At 62.9% G+C, this 16,022-nt stretch carries 17 protein-coding genes; 3 read left to right on the top strand and 14 right to left on the bottom strand.

Annotated elements, in window-relative coordinates; translation table 11 throughout:
* From Y708_RS28995 to rimP, 4 genes are all read right to left on the bottom strand, one after another.
* Positions 1-849: translation initiation factor IF-2 N-terminal domain-containing protein (locus Y708_RS28995; protein WP_035775398.1), on the bottom strand; the 849-nt coding region annotated here is incomplete at its 3' end.
* A 189-nt stretch (positions 850-1,038) separates the two neighbouring features.
* Positions 1,039-1,332 carry a YlxR family protein gene (locus tag Y708_RS23065; RefSeq protein WP_051478642.1) on the bottom strand — a complete coding sequence of 98 codons (294 nt, stop codon included), beginning with the start codon at positions 1,330-1,332 and terminating at the stop codon, positions 1,039-1,041.
* A 59-nt stretch (positions 1,333-1,391) separates the two neighbouring features.
* On the bottom strand, positions 1,392-2,363 hold the full coding sequence (gene nusA, locus Y708_RS0105440; protein ID WP_028279145.1) for a transcription termination factor NusA: 972 nt from the start codon (positions 2,361-2,363) through the stop codon (positions 1,392-1,394).
* The gene (rimP, locus tag Y708_RS0105435; RefSeq protein WP_081746493.1) at positions 2,364-2,981 is read right to left on the bottom strand and encodes a ribosome maturation factor RimP; all 618 of its coding nucleotides are present in this window, start codon (positions 2,979-2,981) and stop codon (positions 2,364-2,366) included.
* 105 nt (positions 2,982-3,086) lie between these two features.
* Here rimP and Y708_RS23060 point away from each other — a divergent pair, with 105 nt between their 5' ends.
* Both Y708_RS23060 and Y708_RS0105425 read left to right on the top strand, forming a co-directional pair.
* Positions 3,087-4,169, top strand: a complete 1,083-nt coding sequence (locus Y708_RS23060; protein ID WP_035775397.1) for a DUF4439 domain-containing protein — start codon at positions 3,087-3,089, stop codon at positions 4,167-4,169.
* A gap of 55 nt (positions 4,170-4,224) precedes the next feature.
* A complete protein-coding gene (locus Y708_RS0105425; protein ID WP_028279143.1) occupies positions 4,225-5,217 on the top strand; it encodes an aminoglycoside phosphotransferase family protein in 993 nt (330 codons plus the stop codon).
* A gap of 46 nt (positions 5,218-5,263) precedes the next feature.
* Here the strand turns inward: Y708_RS0105425 and Y708_RS0105420 are convergent, their stop codons facing one another.
* From Y708_RS0105420 to Y708_RS0105375, 10 genes are all read right to left on the bottom strand, one after another.
* Complete coding sequence (locus Y708_RS0105420) at positions 5,264-7,063, bottom strand: proline--tRNA ligase (protein ID WP_028279142.1); 1,800 nt, start codon at positions 7,061-7,063, stop codon at positions 5,264-5,266.
* A 108-nt stretch (positions 7,064-7,171) separates the two neighbouring features.
* Positions 7,172-7,936 carry a hypothetical protein gene (locus Y708_RS0105415; protein ID WP_028279141.1) on the bottom strand — a complete coding sequence of 255 codons (765 nt, stop codon included), beginning with the start codon at positions 7,934-7,936 and terminating at the stop codon, positions 7,172-7,174.
* A 26-nt stretch (positions 7,937-7,962) separates the two neighbouring features.
* Complete coding sequence (locus tag Y708_RS0105410) at positions 7,963-8,964, bottom strand: GNAT family N-acetyltransferase (RefSeq protein WP_253905695.1); 1,002 nt, start codon at positions 8,962-8,964, stop codon at positions 7,963-7,965.
* Positions 8,918-10,084, bottom strand: a complete 1,167-nt coding sequence (ispG, locus tag Y708_RS0105405) for a flavodoxin-dependent (E)-4-hydroxy-3-methylbut-2-enyl-diphosphate synthase (RefSeq protein WP_028279139.1) — start codon at positions 10,082-10,084, stop codon at positions 8,918-8,920. Before ispG ends, Y708_RS0105410 begins: the two co-directional genes overlap by 47 nt.
* Before the next feature lie 55 nt (positions 10,085-10,139).
* Positions 10,140-10,430 carry a YciI family protein gene (locus Y708_RS0105400; RefSeq protein ID WP_028279138.1) on the bottom strand — a complete coding sequence of 97 codons (291 nt, stop codon included), beginning with the start codon at positions 10,428-10,430 and terminating at the stop codon, positions 10,140-10,142.
* A 17-nt stretch (positions 10,431-10,447) separates the two neighbouring features.
* A complete protein-coding gene (locus tag Y708_RS0105395) occupies positions 10,448-10,918 on the bottom strand; it encodes a hypothetical protein (RefSeq protein ID WP_028279137.1) in 471 nt (156 codons plus the stop codon).
* A 24-nt stretch (positions 10,919-10,942) separates the two neighbouring features.
* Positions 10,943-11,533, bottom strand: coding sequence for a MarR family transcriptional regulator (locus Y708_RS0105390; RefSeq protein WP_028279136.1), 591 nt, complete (start codon positions 11,531-11,533; stop codon positions 10,943-10,945).
* A 64-nt stretch (positions 11,534-11,597) separates the two neighbouring features.
* Entirely contained in the window at positions 11,598-12,959 is a 1,362-nt protein-coding gene (locus Y708_RS0105385) for a M50 family metallopeptidase (protein ID WP_028279135.1), read from the bottom strand.
* A 27-nt stretch (positions 12,960-12,986) separates the two neighbouring features.
* The gene (gene dxr, locus Y708_RS0105380; protein WP_028279134.1) at positions 12,987-14,183 is read right to left on the bottom strand and encodes a 1-deoxy-D-xylulose-5-phosphate reductoisomerase; all 1,197 of its coding nucleotides are present in this window, start codon (positions 14,181-14,183) and stop codon (positions 12,987-12,989) included.
* Positions 14,184-14,256: 73 nt separating this feature from the next.
* Positions 14,257-14,928, bottom strand: a complete 672-nt coding sequence (locus Y708_RS0105375) for an SDR family oxidoreductase (protein ID WP_028279133.1) — start codon at positions 14,926-14,928, stop codon at positions 14,257-14,259.
* Between the two features lie 501 nt (positions 14,929-15,429).
* On the opposite strand from Y708_RS0105375, the gene Y708_RS30335 reads away from it, so the two are divergent.
* Complete coding sequence (locus Y708_RS30335) at positions 15,430-15,750, top strand: hypothetical protein (RefSeq protein ID WP_216699732.1); 321 nt, start codon at positions 15,430-15,432, stop codon at positions 15,748-15,750.
* Positions 15,751-16,022 lie beyond the last annotated feature (272 nt).

Raw genomic sequence — 16,022 nt, 5'->3', positions numbered from 1 at the left:
TCCGGGAGCAGCAGGTCGTTCGGTGCGGTTAGGCATCATGCCGGGGGTAGGACGCGATCCACCGGCTCCACCTGGTCCGCCGGTGCGTGGTGCACCCGGGCGCGCAGCTGAAGCCGGACGTGGTGCGCCAGGACGCGGTCCACCGGCTCCGGCAGCGGGACGTGGCCCACCTGCGCCTGCGGCTCCGCCCGCTGCGGTGCCCGCGCCAGAGCGGTGACCACGCTCGTCATCGCGCCGTCCGCCGGCGCGCGGCATGCCCTGGGATGGGGCAAACGGGTTGTTGCCGGGACGCGGGCCGCCGGAACGGTCACCGTCGCCGCGACCTGACCGGGGCATGCCCTGCGAGGTGGCAAACGGGTTGTTGCCGGGGCGCGGAGCGCCTGGGCGTCCCGTTCCCGCTCGTGGTGCCGGGGCCTGTGCTGCTGCCGGCCTTGGCGCGGGGCGGGCGCCGGGCTTCGCGGCACCGTTGCCTTCCTGCGAGGTGGCGGGTGCAGCCGCAGGCTGCGCCGGAGCTTCCGGTGCGGGTGCTGTCGCCTCGGCGGGAGCAGCCGGTGCAGCAGCGGCGGGTGCAGCTGGCGCTGCGGGTGGGGCTGGCGCTGCGGGCTGCGGTGATGGAGCCGACGGCTGAGGCGTTGATTTGGCCTCAGCCTGCGGGGGTGTCGACTTTGATGCAGCGGGCTTTTCCGCCCCTGCGTCGGGGAAGGCGCCGCGGAGTTTCTTCACGACGGGCGCTTCAATGGTTGAAGAGGCGGAACGGACAAACTCGCCCAGTTCCTGCAGTTTTGCTACTGCATCCTTAGAGGTAATTCCGAGCTCTTTCGCGAGCTCGTGTACGCGGACCTTAGCCACATTTCTCCTGTCTCGGTCCGCACCGAGTCAGGCACGAACCGTCTAATTCCTACTGCAGACCCCAACTGCCATGGCAGCTGAAAAGCCGATTGCAGAGCTCAACAGATATGTCATCGTTGGGCACTCATCGCTGGGTACTCATCGGGTTTCCATCAGTTTTCTGACCCGCTTTCAGGGAGGACGGTTTGTCTAGGTGGCTTCAGTTGCTGAAGTCTCCTTGAGTGTGTTTTGCCAGGCTTCAACGTTCCGCACAACAACCGCACCCCGGAAGGCACGGTTGAATGCTTTGCGCTTAAGCGCCAGCTCCACACAGGACGGCTCCGGGTGCAACCAGGCACCCCGGCCGGCTAGCCGGCAGTGTTCATCAAGTACGACGACGGTGATACCGTCATCCTCAACTCCCACCACCCGCTGCAGTACGGCCCGGTCATCGCGGACGCGGCACCCGATACAGGTTCGAACCGGATATGGACGCAATGACATAAGCCCTATCTATTCTAGCGCCTTTCCGCCGGGAAGGCGCACCAGCCTTTTCGGCGGTGTCAGCCCTGCGCCGCATCGGACACGATGTCGATTCGCCAACCAGTGAGCTTGGCTGCAAGCCTCGCGTTCTGGCCTTCCTTGCCGATCGCCAGCGAGAGCTGGTAATCCGGTACCACCACGCGGGCGGAACGGGTGCTCTCGTCCGTGATGGTGACAGATGACACGCGCGACGGCGACAGCGAACTTGCGATGAACGTTGCGGGATCCTCGCTGAAATCCACAATGTCGATCTTTTCGTCATTGAGTTCGCTCATGACTGCCCGGACCCGGGATCCCATCTCGCCGATACAGGCACCCTTGGCGTTCACGCCGGGAACGTGTGCCTTGACCGCAATCTTGGTCCGGTGGCCGGCCTCACGGGCAAGAGCCACGATCTCAACGGACCGGTCCGCAATCTCCGGCACTTCAAGTTCAAACAGTTTACGGACCAGGCCCGGGTGGGAACGTGAAAGCGTGATCGACGGCCCCTTCAAGCCGCGATGCACGTCCACCACAAACGCGCGAAGCCTGGTTCCGTGGAGGTAGCGCTCCCCTGGCACCTGTTCCGGCGGCGGGAGCAGAGCTTCCACCGATCCCAGATTGACCTGGATCATATGGGGGTTGTTTCCCTGCTGGATCAAACCGGCCACCAGCTCCCCCTCCTTGCCGCGGAATTCACCAAGGATGTTGTCATCTTCCGCATCCCTGAGCCGCTGCAGGATGATCTGACGGGCTGTGCTCGCTGCAATCCGCCCGAACCCTGTGGGGGTGTCGTCGTATTCACCGACTGCCACGCCGTCGTCGTCGGCTTCCGTTGCCCAGATGGTGACGTGACCGCTCTTGCGGTCCAGCTGCGCGCGTGCAGTTTCCTGCGCGCCAGCGGTCTTATGATAGGCAACCAACAGCGCCTGTTCGATGGTGGGAATCAGCAGCTCCAGCGGAATTTCCCGCTCACGCTCCAATAGCCGCAGAGCACTCATATCAATATCCATTCAGGCCTCCTCAGCAGGCAGGTGTTCGGGGGAGGCATCAACGTCGTCCAGGTGCGCGAATTCGACCTGTACGGTGCCTTTTCGGATTGCGTCAAACGCGAGATGGCGCTCCTCGCCGTGCTTTGGCTTCATGCCCTTCTTGACCGGGATCAGGGGACGCAGCGTTATGCCGGAATCATCCACTCCGAGCAGCCTGCCCTCCAACTCCCCGCCGTCGACCAGCTTCACCGCAACCAGTCTTCCGGTATTGCGCTTCCAATGGCGTGGCTCCAGCAGCGGGCGGGAGACCCCCGGCGAGGATACTTCAAGGCTGTACGGCCGCCCGTCGTCGTGCGGGTCGGTGTCCATGAGCTGGGATATGTCCAGTGAAACCTCGGAGATGACGTCCAGGCTAACGCTTCCCTGGTGATCTTCAGTCAGGTCCACAATGACGTTCACTGTCCGGTGGGCACCAGCGATCCTGATTTCAACATCTTCAAGGAATAAGCCGTGCCCCTCCACGGCAGGCAACAGTAATTGCCGCAACCGTGCGGATTCCGCCGCAGCGTCAATGCCGGGTGTCTGCCTGACTGGATGATGCACAGCAGCCGGGGTCTGATTGCCGGGTCGAACCGCCATTGCCGCCTCCTCCTCGATGATGTTGTAGTTACTAGCCTAACGACTTTACGTCACGTCGGCGTATTGGGATCCCTCGCGGTGGGAGCCGTGGCATGATGAAGCGTTGTGAAGGAATCCTCCGGCCTGCGGACCCAGCGCCCCAACACATCGTTCCGGTTGGTGCACTGGATCCTTCGTGGGGCCCTGCTCCTGCTGATTCTGGCCCTGGTGGCGGGTCTCGGCCTGGTTATCGGTGGAAATTCGAATGACCCTCCTGCTCCGACGTTCAGCGAAGCAGCCCTGGAGAGTGCACACCAAAGCGCCGTCGGCCTGTCAAAAACAGCCGCGGTACTGGCGGGGGACGGACGCGGCGATGGCTATCAGGTGGCTGCCGAGGCGCTGGCTCTTCAGGCTGAGGCGCTGCGCCCGCCGTCGTCACCGCCACCACCCGAACCGGGTGCCTCCGCATCCGCAACCACCTCCGCGGCCACCGCCCCAACTGCACCGGCGTCGGAGGACGAATTTCTCGCCGGACTTACAGACTCTTACAACGCAAACCTCACCGCGGCAGGGGAAGCCGAAGCAGGCACGGCCCGGCTCCTGGCTTCAGTGGGCACCGGCCAATGGCTGCAGGCGCGGGAAATTGCCGGGCTGCTGGAACTCGATCTGCCGGCTCCACCACGCACCGGCACGACTGACGGGAACGACGACGGGAAGCCGCCGGTGGCGGGCCCGAACTGTGACTCGGGGCAAACACCCCTCCCGGAATCCGGCCTCAGCGATACCCGGGCAGCGGTTTTCGCCGAGCACCGTGCAGCCTACGCCTATGAGGTTGAGGCAGCCCGCGCCGAAGATCCCGCGCCCTTTCTCACCTTGTCCGGACAGCACGCGGCGGCAGCGCTTTCCGGGGGTGCCGTGCTGATGGCCGGCTGCATCGCCGCGCCGGATCCGGCGGCGGCGTTTGCCCTTCATCCTGACTTTGTCGATGATCCGGAGGGTTTCCTCCGCAGCATGGAGCAGGAACTTGTGGCAACTTATGCGGACCTCGTTGGCCTCACCGAAGGACCGGCACGTCGCTGGGCTGTCGATCAGCTCGTCGAAGCGGCACAACGCGCCGATGATGGGCTCAGGGCAGCGGATCCCCCCGCAGGCCTCGGCCCGTTCCCGGGCATGGAAGCCGACCCGCAATCACCAGCCAACGCCGGATAGGCTGCCCGCGGCATGGTCCTGCGGTCCGTCACCGTCCACGCGATAAGCTTGCCCCGTGGACCCCGGCGACATAGAACTGCCCGATTCCCTGGTCAGAAACGCCTTTAACCTGCAGGCTGGCCCCGCCTGGAAGCACTCCTGGCAGGAAACCGCACGGCAACACCTGCTCCGATGGGAGCTGGTATTGGACCTCCCCTCCGGCGCAAAACCCTGGACGGGCGCCTGCGCAGTGGTCCTGCCAGTGGTTTGCAGCGACGGGGTGCCCGCGGTTCTGAAGATCACCATCCCCCATGACGAGGCCCTTCCGGAGCCCGATGCCCTCACGCTATGGGACGGACAGGGCGCCGTGGCCTTGCTGGAGAGTTCGAAAGACCAGTACGTGCTGCTCCTGGAACGGCTCGACGGCGATGCATCCCTCTTCGATGTTCCACTGGAGGAAACGGCAGGAATCTGGGGGTCCCTCATGCGGCAGCTCTCCATCCCGCCCGGTGCAGGACCGCTGTGGAAAGACATTCCGTCAGTCGCCGAACAGGCGGAGCAGTGGACCGACACCATGCCCGCGGACTGGGAGTCACTCGGACGGCCATTCGACAGGTGGCTGCTCGAATACGCCTTGGAGGTCTGTCAGGTTCACGGCGCCGTGGGGCGACGCAGCAACCGCGACGTCCTCGTTCACTCCGACCTGCACTACCTGAACATCCTGCCCCGCCTGGACGGGCACCGCACGTTTACGGCGATCGACCCCAAGCCGGTCGTCGGCGATGCGGAGTTCGCACTGGCGCCCATGCTGTGGAACCGAATTCACGATCTGTCTCCGGGTGATCCGTCAGGCCACCTGCGGGAGAGGTGTTCGGATCTGGCATTCGCCGCCGGTCTTGATGCCATGCTGGCGCGCGACTGGTCAGTGGTCCGCGAGGTCGCCAACGCACTGTGGTACGTGAGGGACGGCATGCCGGAGGATGCCCACCGGTCCCTGTGGGTGGCCAGCAGTCTGCTGCGCAGGACGCTTCCCAATCTGCCGTCGGTTTCGGATCTCCTTCGGCCGTAGCACATGCCGTTTACAACCCCGGAGGACGGGAAACCACTCTGCGGAGCTAGATGGAAACGAGGGCGCGCAAACGCTCTACGGCGTCGGCCAAGGCAATGTTCTCCGTGGCGCCACTTCGGCGGTCCTTTACCTCCAGCAGCCCCTCCGCAAGCCCCCTGCCCACCACAACAATCGTGGGAATACCGATGAGCTCGGCGTCGCCGAACTTCACCCCCGGGGACACCTTGAGCCTGTCGTCATACATGACCTCCAGGCCCGCCGCCTCAAGCTCCTTGGCCAGTTGCTCGGCTGCGGCGAAAATTTCCTCTCCCTTGCCTGTGGCGACCAGATGAATATCCGCGGGCGCAACGTTGCGGGGCCAGATGATTCCCTTTCCGTCCCGGTTGGACTCAGCCAGGGCAGCCACTGCGCGGGTCACGCCAACACCGTAGGAGCCCATAGTGACAGTTGTGAGCTTTCCGTTGTGATCCAGCACCTTCAGGTGCAGAGCCTCGGCGTACTTGCGTCCGAGCTGGAAGATATGGCCCATCTCAATGCCGCGGGCGGACCTGAGCGGACCGGATCCATCCGGGGCTTCATCACCTGCGCGCACTTCCACTGCTTCGATGACGCCGTCCCAGCAGAAGTCGCGGCAGGCAACCAGGCCAAAGACGTGTTTGCCTTTGACGTTGGCTCCGGTGACCCACGTGGTGCCTGAGACAATGCGTGGATCCACCAGGTAGGTAATACCAGTGGAGCCCTTCGCGCCGAGCACAGCCGCGTCGAGGCTTAGACCGGGGCCAATGTACCCCTTGATCAGGTCCGGGTGCTTCTTCAGGTCCTCATCGGTGGCGGATTCAACGGTCACCTCGCCGCCCACAGACAGGTGCGTGCCAATGTTGGCTTCGATCCGTTTGAGGTCGACGCTGCGGTCACCGGGCAGCCCAACAACAACCAGCTCTCGGCCTCCCGTGGGCAAGACTGCTGCCAGCACCACATTCTTCAGGGTGTCGGCGGCCGTCCACCCGCGGTCGGCGCGCGCCACCGCAGAGTTGGCATGGTTGACGAGTGTCTCGATGGTGGGAGTATCGGGGGTGTCCATGATCTCGGCAGCGGGTGCGCCGTCGAAATCGATGGCGGGAGGCACCACCGTGGTGACCGCTTCCACGTTGGCGGTGTAACCGCCGTCGGACTGGACAAAGGTGTCCTCCCCGATGTCCGTTGGGTGCAGGAATTCCTCGCTCTTTGAACCGCCCATGGCACCCGCAGTCGCCGCAACCGGTACAACCTCCAGGCCCAGGCGGGCAAAGATGCGCACATACGCCTCACGATGGAGCTGGTAGCTGCGCTCCAGCCCTTCATCGTCGATGTCGAAGGAGTAGGAGTCCTTCATGATGAATTCCCGTCCGCGGAGCAGCCCGGCGCGGGGGCGCGCTTCGTCGCGGTATTTGGTCTGGATCTGAAAGAGGCTGAGCGGCAGGTCCTTGTACGAGTTGTACAGATCCTTGACCAGTAGGGTGAACATCTCCTCGTGCGTTGGCGCCAGCAGATAATCTGCGTCCTTGCGGTCCTTCAGGCGGAAGATGCCGTCTCCGTACTCGGCCCAGCGGTTGGTCGCCTCATAGGGCTCCTTGGGCAGCAGCGCAGGAAAGTGCACCTCCTGGGAGCCGATGGCTTCCATCTCCTCGCGGATGATCTTCTCCACTTTTGCGAGCACCTTCAGGCCCAGAGGCAGCCAGCTGTAGATTCCCGGGGCGGCGCGCCGGATATAGCCGGCCCTGAGCAGCAGCCTGTGGCTTGCCACTTCGGCATCGGAGGGGTCCTCGCGCAGGGTGCGCAGGAAGAGGGTGGAAAGTCGAAGGACCACGCTTGGAATCCGTTTCTTCAGCACTGACTGCTATGCGCAGCAAATAACACCTACCAATCTAACTGTTCCACGCAGAGTCGCGTGACACAGCTTCGTGGCGGCGGCGTCTTAGGCCCCCTGCAGCTCGGCGATAGCCGCGTTCACCAGGCCAACTGCACGGTCAAGGTCCGCCTCAGGGTCCCCCGAGCTACCGACAATGACGTTGATCGTGGTGGCGCCTAAGATTCCGGTAACGGACAGGGACTCCTGTGTGGTGTCGGTGGCAAGGACCACGGTTCGGATGGCAAAAGTGTCCTCAGCGTCGGTTGCGGCCTCCACCTCCGTGACTTCGGCGGTGATCACTTCACCCGAGTTTTCCAGTTGGTACTCGCCGCACTCCGCCAGCTGATCCCTGCTTGCCTCCAGCTGGGCCTGCACGCTCTCTGACTCCGCCTGGCTGGCGAGACTCAATGAATCAGGCTGCAGCGAGGATCCGCCCGCAAAAGACATGACGGCCAGGTTGGCGCTGTCCACCTGATTGCTGAAGTTGGCATCTCTGAGCACATTGCATTCCTCGGGGGTAATGACAATACCGCTCAGCGGGTTATCGCCGGCTGCTTCAAGGATTGGACGAAGTTGAGCGTCGGTGGCGATCACGCCCTCCAAAGCCTCAGCCTCGTTGACGGCTGTGAGGGCCGCTTCCAATTGATCGGGTGCGTACTCCGCATCGATCCCGCTGTCCGCTGCAGGCTCCTCCGACGGTTCGGGGGTGGTGGCCGGCGCCGGCGCTGACGATTTAGCCACGTCCGGATCAGGGTCCTCCTCCGGACCTCCCGTGCAGCCGGTGAGGACCAGCGCTACGCAAACGGCGGCCAACAAATGCTGAGTCCTCATGGTGCAGCTCCTTTCGGTCCAACAGCCTAAAATAAGACCGTCGCGAAGTTTCCCGATTCCGTAAAACCAACGGTCCCGTAGGCGGACATCGCACGGGTATTGAACGAGTTGACGTACAAGCTTGCCACCGGTGCAAGGTCCAGGGCTGCGATAACGACGGCGGCCATATAGCCAGCGCTCAACCCCCTGCCGCGGTACACGGGATTCATCCAGACGCCCTGGATTTGTACAGCATCGGCGGACACCGTGCCCAGTTCCGCTTTGAAGATGACTTGACCCTTGTCGTCAAAATCGACCAGGGAATGCTTTTTTCGCACAAGGGTGGCAACCCTCCTGCGGTAGTGCTGCTCTCCCCCAACATAGGGTGAGTATCCCACCTCCTCCTCAAACATGGCTGCGCATGCCGGGAGAATCAGATCCAGTTCATGTGGGCGGGTGAACCGCAGGCCGGCCGCGGGTTCAACATTCGGCGTCGATTGAATCTTTAGGAGCGGCTGTTCCGGCCGGACATCGAAGGGCTTGGCGCTGTACGGTTGGAGCGTTGACCAAATGGACATGACGCCGTCCGCCGGACCAAAAATAGATGAGAATTTGCGTCCTGATCTACCGAGCAGACTGCCAAGTGCAGCGCCATCGCCACCCGCAATCCCGATGGGCACCAGGTTCACACCGGCCCAACAGGCCGATATCAAGGCGCCATCCCGAAAGGAGCCAATGACTTCACCGCCGGACGGCGAGGGCGCGGCCGTTCCTGTCACCTCCAGGTGGGAGGCCATGAACACGTTCGCTACGCTGTCAGCACTGACCAGATCCCACAGTGCACCCGTATCTTTGCGTCCGAGGGTGCGGAACTCGGGCTCTTGGAGCCCGGGTTCCAGGACGCTGTTATGGCCGTTCCCGGTATGAGGGACATCCCCGGCATTTGGGATCGCTTTCCCAGGGTCCCCGTGCCGGCTGTCGTCGCCGGTAAGATCTTCGGTTCTAGCTGACGGTAACCATGGGGCCACCAGTGCCCGCAGCTTCGTCATCTGCTTCGCCCATCTCTTCGGCTATTCGCATTGCTTCCTCAATGAGTGTCTCAACAATCTGGTCCTCAGGGACAGTCTTTATGACTTCTCCCCTCACAAATATCTGCCCCTTGCCGTTGCCTGAAGCCACACCAAGGTCGGCTTCCCGGGCTTCGCCCGGACCGTTGACTACGCAGCCCATAACGGCCACGCGCAATGGCACCTCCATGCCTTCGAGACCGGCCGTGACCTGATCGGCAAGTGTGTACACGTCCACCTGCGCCCGTCCGCAGGAAGGGCAGGACACGATTTCAAGCTTGCGTGGGCGGAGATTGAGCGATTGCAGAATCTGGTTGCCCACCTTGATTTCCTCCACCGGCGGCGCGGAGAGGGAAACCCTGATGGTGTCGCCGATGCCCCTGGCCAGCAGCGCCCCGAAGGCGGTTGCCGACTTGATGGTCCCCTGGAAGGCAGGGCCCGCCTCGGTGACACCGAGATGCAGGGGCCAGTCTCCACGCTCCGCAAGAAGCTCGTAGGCGCGGACCATGATTACCGGGTCGTTGTGCTTGACCGAGATCTTGAAGTCGTGGAAGTCGTGCTCCTCGAAGAGCGATGCTTCCCAGACGGCCGACTCAACCAGTGCTTCCGGCGTGGCTTTGCCGTATTTTTCCATCAGCCGCGGATCGAGGGAGCCGGCGTTGACGCCGATCCGGATCGAAGTGCCGGCATCCTTGGCAGCCGCAGCGATCTGCTTGACCTGGTCATCGAATTTCCGGATGTTTCCCGGATTTACCCGCACGGCGGCACAGCCCGCGTCGATGGCGGCATACACGTATTTGGGCTGGAAGTGAATATCGGCGATCACTGGGATCTGCGACTTCCGGGCGATGATTGGCAAGGCCTCCGCGTCATCGGCGGAGGGACAGGCCACCCTGACAATGTCGCAGCCCGTGGCCGTCAGCTCGGCTATCTGCTGGAGGGTCGCGTTGATGTCGGTGGTGGGGGTGGTTGTCATCGATTGGACGCTGACGGGCGAGTCCGATCCCACGCCCACAGACCCGACCTTGATCTGCCGGGTTTTGCGGCGGGGCGCCAATGTGGGTGGTGGTGCGGCAGGCATTCCGAGGTTGACCGAAGTCACACTGTCCTCCAGAGGTGGGTCATGGATACTCAATTATCCGCTCGACGGGCGGATCTCATGCATGCTGTGACAAAAGTCCCATCATTGGTTTCCATTCGGTGGCCTTCACCGCGGAGATGGTGCCCGCAGTCGCGAAAGGATCTTGTTTGAGGAGGTCATGCAGCCCTGTTTCGTCCTCGGCGGTGAAAATCAGCAGCGCACCCGCGTTGTCCGCAAACGGACCGGAGGCCAGTACACTGCCCTGCTCCACCAGGCCGCTGAGCCATTCTCTGTGAGCAGGACGGTGCTCGTCCCGTATACCGGCGGATTCTGGGCCATAGACGTACTCCACTGCGAAAACACTCATGAATCCACCCTACGTGATCATAGGAGATATTTGACTGCCAGCGCAGCGACGGCGGCGGCCCACAACAGGGACGTCAACGTGCCGATGATGAACCGTTCAGCTGCGGCGGGCGTTTCCTTGAGCTCGGCGTAGCGGCCGAGTCCTTTGATGGCAACCACGTAGGCGATGGCAACGGGTTCATTGGCGAGGATCGCCACGGCAACCGAAAGCCGCTCGAGAATGCCGATCACGAGCCCTCCCCTGAGTACGCCTGCCCGGTCCGGCCGGGCAGGCGGAGTTTCCGCAGACGATTCGATGTCTTTCCGTCCGGGTTCCGCGTGTGGCTCTTGTTCGGGCTGCTGCTCCCCCTCGGGTTCCTGCGCGGACTGTCGCTCCCCGCGGTCTTCCTGGGCGTCAACGCCGCGAGCAAGTTTCAGCACGGTAGTGGTCACCGGCCAGCCCAGACCTGCGGCTGCAGTCAGGGTGAGGATAATCCATAGTGCTTCCATCAGTTCCCCCGTGTCTCCAGTGCCTCATCTGCCATCTGCCATCTGCAAGAGTACTGCGGCAGCCTTCCGCGCCGCCCATTCCTCTACCCACGCCGCGCGGTGTACCGCCTTACTGACCGCTTGCGGACTGATTCCGAGTTCACGTGCGACTGCTGACTGGGTTCCCCACTCCCCCGGCTGCAGTCTGTCCAGAACGCGCCATTCCGCGGTGCTGCGTGCCATGACGTGGCGACCGGTCAGAGCCAGCACCGCTTCGGCTTCAGCCGCACCCGCACGTCCTTCTACGGCAACGGGTGCCCGGTCTCCGGTTTTTTTTGCGCGTTCGACGGCGGTGCGGGCGGCCACGAATGCGTCACCCCGGCCTTCACGCGGGCTGGGCGGGAGCGGTGTCTCCACCGTGCCAATTCCAATGCCCACGTACCAGCTGCCGTCGCGCAGGCAGCGCATGACCGCTTCCACCACAGCGCCGGCTGAGTCGAGAATTCCCTGGGCCTCATCCCCCACCGATCGTTCAAACGGAACGACGGCGGGCACGTTCTGAAGAAGTGCGAGGAGGGAGGGTATCTGGTCCGGGTTGCGCTGGCTTGCCTGCTGGTCGATGGTAAGAACGAACATGTTGCAACCTTATAAGATTGAATATCAAGTTTCAACCTATATTGGGTTATAAACTAAATGCAACCTATCCAAACAGATCAACCGGCTTCACGATATCCGCGTAGATCAGCAACGCACCCATTCCCATTAACAGAATCGCAACCGCGTAGGTCAGGGGAAGCAGTTTTGCCATATCAAAGGGTCCCGGATCGGGTCGCTTGAAGATTTTGGCGACCCCCCGGCGGAGGCCTTCCCAGAGCGCACCGGCAACATGGCCGCCGTCCAAGGGCAGCAGCGGAATCAGGTTGAATACGAACAATGCCAGATTAACGCCCCCCACCAAGCCCACGAGAGTGGCGATCCTCGACTCCAACGGAATTTCTTCCATGGCGGACACCTCACCGGCGATGCGCCCCACGCCCACAACACTGATGGGTCCGTCGGGATCACGGGGGGCGTCAGAGAACGCGGCCTGACCCACCTCAACGACGCGCTGCGGAAGGTTCAACACCACACCTGTCACCCGGACAAGGTTTTCCCCAACAGCCGGCAGCACCTCGGTTGCCGGCTGCGGCACCAGTTCCTGCTGTGAGCCCACACCAATGAAGCCCACAGATTCCATCACCGGCGTGCCATCGGCGTTGAGCTTTGGCCGGCCGTCCAGATCCGGCACGGGCCGCTCGGTCAACAGCGGGGTAATGGTTTCGGTAATGGTTTCGCCCCCGCGGACGTAGCTGATTGCCACTTCCCGACCTGCGGCCTCCCGGATCCACGTGGACATCTGATCCCAGCTGGTGACGTCCTGGCCGTCGAAGCTAACCACGCGGTCCCCGGGCTGCAGCCCGGCGGAGAAGGCCGGTGCCGTGGGATCACCTTCGGAACAGTCGGTTTGGCCGGTCTCGGCGGCCTGGTCCGCCGGAACAACGCATTTGTACACTTCGGAAACCGTGGTGGTTGCCTGCACGGACCCAAACCCCATAATCAGGATGGCAAACATGATGACGCCGATGAGCAGGTTCATCAATGGACCACCGAGCATGATGACAATGCGCTTCCAGATGGGAAGTTTGTAGAACACGCGGTTCTCGTCTCCGGGCCGCAACTGTTCGGCCACGGCCTGGCGTGCGTCGGCAGTCAGTTGCTGAAACATTCCCGTGCTGGACTGTCTCACTGCTCCGCCCGCACCAATGCCGGCGTCGTCGACCTTTGCAGGAGGAAACATCCCCACCATCGAGACGTAGCCACCCAGTGGAAGCGCCTTCAGTCCGTATTCCGTTTCGCCCTTGCGGCGCGAGAAGATTGTGGGACCAAAGCCGATCATGTACTGGGTGACACGGACCTTGAAGAGCTTGGCTGGCAGCAGGTGGCCAACCTCATGCAGTGCGATGGATGCGGCAATACCCACCGCAACAAACAGCACACCGAGAACAAATAGCAATATGGACAACGGTTTTCCTTCTGGGAACGGCTTCTGTCAATCCTGCAAACCACAACGAATCCGGGCGTGGAGGCGTGCCCGGCGCTCAGCGTCCAAGACTGTGTCGAGTGTCATTTCATGACTGCCCTGATGCTCTGACACCACGGCGGCGACAACGTCCACAATGTCAGTAAATCCTATCCGCCCGCTGTGAAAGGCCTCAACCGCCTCCTCATTGGCAGCGTTGTACGCGGCCATGAAGGTACTTCCCCTGGCGGAGGTGCGCTTGGCCAGGCCAACTGCGGGAAACGCCTCATCGTCGAGCGGCTCGAAGGACCACTGCGCGGCTTTGGTCCAGTCACACGGCGTTGCCGCTCCTGACACCCGGTGCGGCCAGCCAAGTCCAAGTGCGATCGGCAGGCGCATGTCTGGCGGCGACGCCTGGGCAATGGTCGAGCCGTCGTTGAACTGAACCATCGAATGAATCACCGACTGAGGGTGGACCACCACGTCGATTCGATCAAGCGGGATGTCGAACAGAAGGTGCGCTTCGATGACTTCAAGCGCTTTGTTAACCATGGTCGCGGAATTGGTGGTGATCATCTTTCCCATGTCCCATGTGGGGTGGGCCAGCGCCTCCTGCGGCGTAACCCCTGCCATCTCCGTTCGGGACCTTCCGCGGAACGGCCCCCCTGACGCAGTCAGGACCAACCGGTCCACCTCCTCGCGGGCACCGGACCTCAGAGCCTGGGCGATGGCGGAATGCTCTGAATCCACGGGAACAATCTGACCGTCCCCGGCTGCCTTGCGGACCAGCTCCCCGCCCGCGATCAGAGACTCCTTGTTGGCGAGTGCAAGCAGGTGGCCCGCTTCGAGGGCGGCGAGCGTGGGTGCCAGGCCAATGGACCCGGTGATGGCATTGAGTACGACGTCGGCGTCCGGCCAGGCGGCCAGCTGCGCCGATGCATCGGGTCCGGTAACAATCTGTGGCCGGTAGTCGGGCTCACCGGCACTACGCGCGGCCGCTGCAATTGCCCTGCCAAGCTCGGGTTCAGAGGCGGCAGCAGCCCCCACGGCGCGGGCGCCGGCGGCCACAGCCTGCTCAGCGAGCAGTGCGAGGTTGCCGCCGCCTGCGGTGAGCGCAACGATGGTGAACTTCTCCGGATTGCGTCGGACGACATCCAGCGCCTGCACGCCCACCGAGCCGGTGGATCCGAGGATGACAACTCTGCGCGGGGCGTGATCGTGGTCCATGCATCCAGTATTCCGTACTGTGACAGCCTGTCCGCGCAGGTGTTCGCAGCTGTTTGGGCCGACCGCTATCTCGTTAGCGGGGGAGGGCGGCCACAGCGTCAGCAACCGCTTCCTCGCCGGAGATCAGCTCCAGCGTCTTCTGAGCGCCGACTTTCTCCTCCAGGAGGGTGGCAATCACTGCGGCCACATCCGCGCGCGGTACCGACCCTCGGCCGGTGTGCTGCGCGAGTTTGACGCGGCCGGTTGCCTGGTCATCGGTCAGCCCACCCGGACGGAGGATGGTCCAACTGAGGTTGCGGCGGTTCTGCAAATCCTCCTCGGCGGCAAGTTTTGCCTGAAGATAGGCGTAAAACACGTCATCCAGGCCATCAGGCCGTGCTCCGTTTCGGACAGAGTCGGCCCCCATCGAGGACACCTGGATAAAGCGGTCAATGGCGGCCGATTCAGCCGCATCCGCAAGCAGAACCGATGCACCGCGGTCAACGGTGTCCTTACGTCCAATTCCGCTTCCCGGACCTGCACCGGCAGCGAAAACGACGGCGTCAGCTCCCTTCAGGACCTCGGCGACCTCCTGAACCGTCCCGGACTCAAGGTCGACGACGACGGCTGTGCCGCCGTCGTGCTCGATGTCCTTAATGTGGTCCGCATTGCGGATCATCCCTGTCACCTGATGGCCCTTGTGAACAAGTTGACGGGTGAGTTCGCGGGCAATTTTTCCGTGGGCTCCTGCTATCACAGTTCTCATACTGACCTAACGGGCTGGACGGGGTGTGGAATTCCCGCTGGCATCACGCTAAGTGATTGACATACACCAATAGGTTGGCGTTAGGCTCAAGCCATGGACGGATTCGACCCGGCGGCAAGCTTTGGACCCGAAGTGGCGCAACGGTACGACGATCAGCTCCGCGGTGACGAGGCGGAGACGGTGGCATTTCTCGCCGGGCACGCGGGTGGCGGTTCCGCGCTGGAGTTTGCCATCGGCACCGGCCGTATTGCGCTCCCAGCTCACCGAGTACGGCATCCGCGTAGACGGGATCGAATTGTCGCCGGATATGGTGGCGCGGCTTCGCGAAAAACGCGGCGGCGGCAACCTGGACGTGGTGGTGGGCGACATGGCTGGTGCGCCCGCTCCCCGCGACTCGTACCAGCTGGTCTACCTTGTCTACAACACCATCTACAACATCCTCACCCAGGAGGATCAGGTGCGCTGCTTCGAAACGCGGCACGGCATCTTGCAAAGGATGGCGTGTTCATTGTTGAGGCAGGCGTGCCGGCCGCATGGATCCGTGGCAACCAGTTCGTCAACGTCGAGCGGCTTACTATCAACGAAGTCAGGTTGGATGTCAATCGCTACGACCCGGTGACGCAGATCCTGGATGAAAACCATGTCTCTCTGACCAGTGCGGGTATCCGACTTGGACCGATTTCCTGCCGGCTGATCTGGCCAAGCGAAATGGACCTCATGGCGAGAATCGCGGGTTTGCGTCTGGTTGATCGCACCGGCGGTTGGGACGGGGCTCCGTTTACCGCTGCCAGCACCAGGCACGTCAGCGTCTACGCACGTTAAGCAGCGGTCTTGGGCCTCTGCCAGCGGGTCCGCACGTTAGCAGCGGTGTTGGGCCTCTGCCAGCGGGTCCTTCCACTGGCGGTACGGATGCTGTGAGTGCCGATCAGGTTCGTGTCCGGCGTCAGACCGTTGTTGCCCGACGGTGTTCTGCGATCGATTGAGTCTGCTCCGTCCCGGTGGGCGACCGAAGCCGCTTGAGGCTGCGTGGAGGCCTAGTAATGCGGGGGCCGTTCCATCCCGGTGGGCGACCAAAGCCGCTTGCGGCTGCGGGA

It is taken from the genome of Arthrobacter sp. H5 (assembly GCF_000520595.1).
Classification (GTDB): Bacteria; Actinomycetota; Actinomycetes; order Actinomycetales; family Micrococcaceae; genus Arthrobacter_D.
Note: the sequence above shows the minus strand (reverse complement) of the source record. Positions and strands in the feature narration are given on the sequence as shown.